This window comes from Rhodopirellula bahusiensis, from assembly GCF_002727185.1.
Taxonomy (GTDB): Bacteria; Planctomycetota; Planctomycetia; order Pirellulales; family Pirellulaceae; genus Rhodopirellula; species Rhodopirellula bahusiensis.
The window spans coordinates 1-6,142 of record NZ_NIZW01000055.1; the positions used below are offsets into that span (position 1 = coordinate 1).

Consider the following 6,142-nt stretch of genomic DNA (forward strand, 5'->3'; position numbering starts at 1 on the left):
GACTCCGAAGAAACGATGGGCAAGTTCAATGTCGTTTTCGGTGAATCAGCCGACACCATGGAGAAGTGGGGGGACAAAGCAGCCGATGCACTTGGCGTGTCAGAGGATGCGATGGCGGGCATGCTTTCGGGCATGCAAGACTTGTTGGTTCCGATGGGCGTTGTCCCTGGATCTGCAAGTGAGATGAGCAAGACGCTATCAACGTTGGCCGTCGATCTTGGTTCATTCAACAACGAATCCAGCGACAAGGTTTTCGAGGACTTGCAAGCCGCGATGACAGGCAGCGGCGAAGTGATGAAAAAATACGGCGTGATTCTGAGCGAGTCTGCCGTCAAGCAAGAGTTGCTCAATCAGGGCTTGGATCCGAAGATCGCGACCAATGCCCAGAAGGCCCAAGCCCGACTCAACATCATCATGGCTGGCACCACGGCCGCACAGGGGGATGCGATCCGAACATCTGGAAGCCTTGCCAACCAGGTCAAACGACTTGGTGCGGTGGCTAGCGATGTTTCCGGCATGCTTGGTTCGGGCATGACCGACACCATCAAAGGCGTGGTGAGTTCGCTTGTCACAGGCGGCAAGGTGGTGAAGACGTTCATCGGCGAAAACAAGGAACTGATTGCGATCGCTGGAAAGGTTGCGATTGCAATCACAGGCGTCGGCGTTGCCGCCACTGGCATCGGAGCTAGCTTGATGTTCGCCGGCGGTGCGATTGCTGGCCTGCAAACCATCGCCACAGTTGCCGCCGCGGGTATCACTGCCGCGATGTCGCCGGTTGCCGCGCCCATCTTGGGAGTCGCGATTGTCGGAGCTGGACTTGCAACGGTTTTTGGCGTGATGGCTTACAAGAGTGGCTTGCTAACTCAGTCGCTTGGATCTGCGAAGCAGTTGATGCAATCACTTTGGGTGGTCTCGAAGCAAACGTTCTCAGGCATTTCAAATGCGATCAAGGCCGGCGACTTGGGACTTGCTGCGGAGATTGGAATGGCCGGCGTGAAGGTCGCATTCTGGACCGGCTTGGAACAGATCCATCGAGCCTTCATCAAATCATTGCCGTTGTTGAGCAATACCATCAAAGGTTTCTTGACGTGGTGGGTCAAATCAACGGCGGATGCGGCCATCACAGTCGCCAAGTCAATCGCTAACCCTCTTGGGGCGGCCAAGGTCGCATTGGACTACGTGCGAGGCGACGGCGGTGGTGGATTCTCCATGCCCAACGTTTCCAAATACTTGTTGGAACAGCGGATCGCTTCACAGAAGAATCTGGACACGCTGACGAACGAGGCATCGGTGAAGGCTGAGGCGACTCGCGTGTCACCAGTCGGCCAGCAAGTAGCCCGCGCCCCATCGCCCGACGCCAAGCTTGCACAGACCAATCGCAACGTGGCGGAGAACACCAAGCAAACCGTTTCGCTACTGGATGCCCTTCGCAAGACGATGGAAGAAATGCAAAGGCACAACGAACGGCAACCGGGCATGCGTGTTGAGGTGGTCAACTAGGGGCTTGAAGAATGAGTGAATACCCAGTCGAGCCTTTTCTCGCGATGTACCGAAACGACCTGGACCGGCAAATTGAAGCAGCCGAAACAGAATTGGCGTTTTGGTCGAACATGAATTCTCAGTTTTCGGCAAAGACTCCGGATGGCTTGCGGGCTGTCCAGTCAATGAACATGATCCGGCAACACCTTTCCGATAAGTGTGAAGCCATCAAGCAAACTCGAGCAATGATCGATCGTCTCGACTGCTATGACGATCACATAGAGTTCCATTCCGGGCAGTTGCACGCATTCATGGATGACGAGGAGTCCGCCGGTTGATCGATTCCGACGAGAGCACCATCTACAACCCAAGCCCCGAAGAGATTGCCGCGGCGTGTCTCGAGATCCAATCGACGTGGAGCGGCCCGGAGCGGATCCGCCGCCGACAGCGCCGGCCAAAGTTGTTCCCGACCGATCCCGAGCAGGTCCGCCGTGACGCACAAGCATTGCTCGATATGCGATTAGTGAAAATGAGATCTGCGAACGGCGTCGAACTGTCTCCCGTTGCCACTGAACCGGATGAAGACGCGTGGCAGCTTGAACCGTGTTCTCTTGAATGAAACAAAACTCGCTTGACACCGCCCGGGGAATTCGGCAAAGTGTTGGCTTCTGTCCGGTAGTCGAGTTGGCTTAGAAACCTTCTCGACTTGATCAACCGAGTTCCTCCCGGTTGATGACAACGCCAGCGAATACATCTAGACGAACAAGGAATGCAGTAGCCGTTCGATGCGTCGATCGTGCGCCAAGTTTTGATCTGGCATAGGCCAGGGAACAAAGCCCATCGGGCCGGAGTATTCGCCGGCTTTCTAAACGTGTCGAACGGCTACTGCGTGCGCGTACCAAACTGGTGCGTGGAAGGGATGACATTCAATGTCAAGACTCTGCGAACAATGCGGAAGTGACAACGCGAAGTTGTATTGCCGCTGGCCAGCCGTGCTTTGTGTCACGTGTGCAAAGATGAGGATGGAAGCCAGTGACACCAAAGAGAAATGCGAGGTGGGCCAATGAATCCGCAATTGGGTATCACATTCGACGATCTTCACCGCTATCGGATTGCCGACAACGGTGAATTGATCAAGCGGAAGGGGAAGAGCTACCGCACGAAGGCCAGCGCGGCCATTGAACGGGAGTTCCGAGAATTGTTCGGGCGGGACATCGAGCTTGCGGACATCACACCAGACACCGCGGCCGCCCTTGTCGCGTCGTGGTTGAAAGCGGGGTTGCGTCACAAGATCATCAAAACGCGAATGCGCTGGTTCGAGACGGTCGCAAAAATTGGCGTGGCTTTGAATTGCATGGAACCGCAGGACTTCTCAGGCATCACGTTCAACCGAACGCACTGCTGGGATGAGCTTGCAGAACCGCACTCGATCCCCGATGCGTCAAAGATGGCGGAGTTGGCCGCGGAGCATTGCGAAACGTTGCTGTTGGACTTTTTCAGCAATGACTACATCCCAGCACGTCTTATTGGAAAATCAGCCGCAACCATCCGGCTCTACAAGCAGTCGATTCGAACCTTTTCCAAATGGCTTGCCCGGCCTGCCCTGCTTGGAGACTTGCAGACTCAAACCGTATCGGAGTTCTTGCAATGGTGTCTTCAAAACACAGAGAGATCAGCCGCGACCATTGAGAAGGACCGGGTTCAGCTTTGTACCCTTTGGAACTTTGCGGCGAAGCGTCGATGGGTGGAAGACTTCCCCGACATTGCCGCGATCAATTGCCCGCAACGCGCCCCAGATGCGTGGAGTGATTCGGAATTGGTCGCATTAATGGATGCTTGCGAATCCGCCAAAGGAACCGTGGGGCGTGTCGATTCGTGCAAGTTTTGGCCCGCGTTGGTGTCCGTCATTTACGACACGGCCGAGCGAGTGGGGGCAGTCATGCAGGTGAAACGGCAAGACATCGACTCGGATGGATGGATTACCGTGCGAGGGGAGTACCGCAAAGGACAGACCCGCGATCGAAGGTATCGGCTTCGACCGATCACCATTGAGCGAATCAACGCGATCAAGGTGTTTGGGCAATCGAAGGTTTTTGATTGGCCCTATACCGAGACGTACATCTTTTACAAGTTTGGCAAGATCCTGGACGCCGCCGGGCTCCCTTCGAATCGTCGCAGCAAGTTCCACAAGTTGCGTCGAACGACCGCAAGCAACTTCGAAGCAGCTGGCGGGAATGCGACGGCATTGCTCGACCACACGCACAGGCGAACCACAAGAGCCTACCTAGATCCCCGAGTGTTGCGTGAAGTCCAGCCTGCTGACATCGTGCCGGGGATTGGCGAGAAGCACTCAAAGGACGATGAAGGCAACCACCGCGACGGCGATGATTCGATGGTTGATCAATTCCGAGCGTTCTTGGAACAGCAGAGCAAAGGGGGTGCATCATGATTGAGGTCAGCCATGATTTAGCCCGGTGGCTCAGTGCCCGCCGTTCTTTGGAACTTTGCTCGTTCCTGGACAATTTGCACACGGTTCCCGCAACCCTTGTTCGTGAGTTCGCCAGGACCGTCTTTTCTTGCACGTTCGTTTTCGTTCGAGACGCAAGAACACGCCGTCACTTCCTGTTGTGCGGTCCAGACGTTGCCGATTCGTTCATCATGGACGACGACCCAGACGGCCTAACGTTCGCCACGGTCGAAGTAAACATGGGCACGCCGGAAGAAGACATCTTCTATGAAATCACCCAACGGGTTTGGTCCGAGGTCTACACACCGCTATCGCACTTCGGTTGCGTTGCCGATGGAATTGACCACGGCAACATCAACCAGAACGACACGACAACGCTGAACGCTATCGAGTCATTGTCAGAGCTCGAAGAGTGCGACCCGCGATTGATGGTTGTGGTTGCCGCCGCTCGTATCGACAAGGCGTTGATGGAGATGGTGGAACTTTACTGCCGCGACTTGAAGAGGATGCCGGGCATGTTCATGTCACGCATCAAGGCCGCGCACCGGGAAGCTCTGATTGACGAGAGATTGCGTTCATTCGCAACGAAGCTGCGGTTGCTTCGGAACCAAATTGTCCATTGCGACACTCGGCAAGACTGCATGGTATCGGGCCGATTGGCTCGCCAGACTGAACAGCTTTGCCAATTGTCCGCTGCGGTTCCCGTGTGGGGGCCGTGCGAACCGATTGAACCGCAACGGCGATTCAACCGGCGAATCTATGCCGCCATGCTTTCGGGCGTGTTGGCGTTTGAACTGACGTTCTTCGATGACGCCGAAAACGTCCGCACGAAGTCTTTCGAATTGGTCCGCGACTACGTGTTTGACCGCCCCGTGATTGCGAGGGTGGAAGAATGAAAAGGCAACTGGACTTATTGACCGATCTACCTCGCGGTGAACAGCTTGCCGCGTTGCGGAAGATCAAGCTGGACACGTTCAACCACAAAGGCCGCAAGGTGTCGGGAGCGATCCAGAAAGCGACACTGCGCGTGATTGATGATCACCAAGGCCGGGGCGATTGCTTCGCGTCTCAATCCACGTTGGCCGATGAGGTTGGATGCGGAACCACCGCGATCGGTTTGGCCATCGCCGCGCTGATTGCCCAAGACTTGATCACGGCTGACCGTCCGCATCGGATGGCACCGAATCGCCACCGCGTTGTTTGGAGCTCCGTGTTTCGGATGGTGGATCCGCGAGACCCGCCCAGCGTGTCACGTTCCCCGCACAGCGTGGATCAGTCACCCGCCCAGCGTGTTTCCAGTGACCCGCCCAGCGTGCCTCAGAGGCCCGCACAGCGGTTACAAAACGCCCCCACAATCGCAACTTCAAACGCCCCCACCAATCGCCCCGATGGCGAAGCGGAGGTGGTGTTGGTGGGCGAGCTTTATCGATGGGGCTTAAAGTCAGCCGCGGTTGCCGTTGCGGTCGCAACCCATCGTGGTTGGTCCGTTGAGTTCATCCGTGAACTGTTCATCGAGGCCGGAGGCAACCGGGAGCCCCAGCGATGGGAGCCAGGCCAGCTATCGAACTGGTTGACCGGCAAGACCCCGCCGCCGTTCGATGAGCACGAAGCCACCCAGCGTGCCGCCGCTCGAATCGAACTCCCCGCCAAGCGTGAAGCCAACGAGCTACGCGATTCCGTCCGCCGCGATGGCCAGTCCCGTGGCGTTGCCGAGTTCATCATCGAGGGGCTGACGTTCCGCAACTTGGCCGCGGCTGGCCTGGATCGCTTCGCCACCGATGCGGAAAAAGCCGCCGCGGTGCGTTTGGATGAGCTTGACCGGGAGCGAGAAGGCGGGCAACCGTCTTGCAGCGTCAACGCTCGCAACGGTTCAGCCCCGACCGTGATTGATGAGCCACCGAACCGGGAACGTGAGCGAGTGAGTCGCACAGGCGGCCAAACACAAGACGCGACAATTCGCCCTCAAGCCCGCATGCAAAATCGCGTATTGTTCCAACGGATCCCAACGGGCAACCGTGGGAATCGAGCGTTTAGCCGGAGGCGTGCCGAGTTGGTGGAGGCGTTGGGCGGTGATCTGTGACCGAACCACAAATACCGTTTTGCACGAGCGCACCTTGCGGTTTGCGTGATCATGCGGACAGTCGGTAGGTTCGGAAGCCGTTTGCGGCGGCAATGGCTCGTTTCCAGTGTGCGACC

6 protein-coding genes are annotated in these 6,142 nt (G+C 57.0%); all 6 read left to right on the forward strand.

The genetic code is table 11. The annotated features are described in order from the left end of the window. Positions 1-1,500 (forward strand): hypothetical protein (locus CEE69_RS32680; RefSeq protein WP_158231115.1); only part of this gene is annotated, 1,500 nt, incomplete at its 5' end. Between the two features lie 11 nt (positions 1,501-1,511). After that, complete coding sequence (locus tag CEE69_RS31620; protein ID WP_099264477.1) at positions 1,512-1,817, forward strand: hypothetical protein; 306 nt, start codon at positions 1,512-1,514, stop codon at positions 1,815-1,817. Then, on the forward strand, positions 1,814-2,098 hold the full coding sequence (locus CEE69_RS31625) for a hypothetical protein (RefSeq protein ID WP_099264478.1): 285 nt from the start codon (positions 1,814-1,816) through the stop codon (positions 2,096-2,098). Before CEE69_RS31620 ends, CEE69_RS31625 begins: the two co-directional genes overlap by 4 nt. A gap of 444 nt (positions 2,099-2,542) precedes the next feature. Further along, positions 2,543-3,928 (forward strand): tyrosine-type recombinase/integrase, encoded by a 1,386-nt coding sequence (locus CEE69_RS31630; RefSeq protein WP_099264479.1) that lies wholly within the window; start codon positions 2,543-2,545, stop codon positions 3,926-3,928. A 209-nt stretch (positions 3,929-4,137) separates the two neighbouring features. Next, positions 4,138-4,842: a hypothetical protein gene (locus tag CEE69_RS31635; RefSeq protein WP_143549404.1), complete on the forward strand. Its 705-nt coding sequence runs from the start codon at positions 4,138-4,140 to the stop codon at positions 4,840-4,842. Further along, positions 4,839-6,026: a helix-turn-helix domain-containing protein gene (locus tag CEE69_RS31640; protein ID WP_099264481.1), complete on the forward strand. Its 1,188-nt coding sequence runs from the start codon at positions 4,839-4,841 to the stop codon at positions 6,024-6,026. Before CEE69_RS31635 ends, CEE69_RS31640 begins: the two co-directional genes overlap by 4 nt. Positions 6,027-6,142 lie beyond the last annotated feature (116 nt).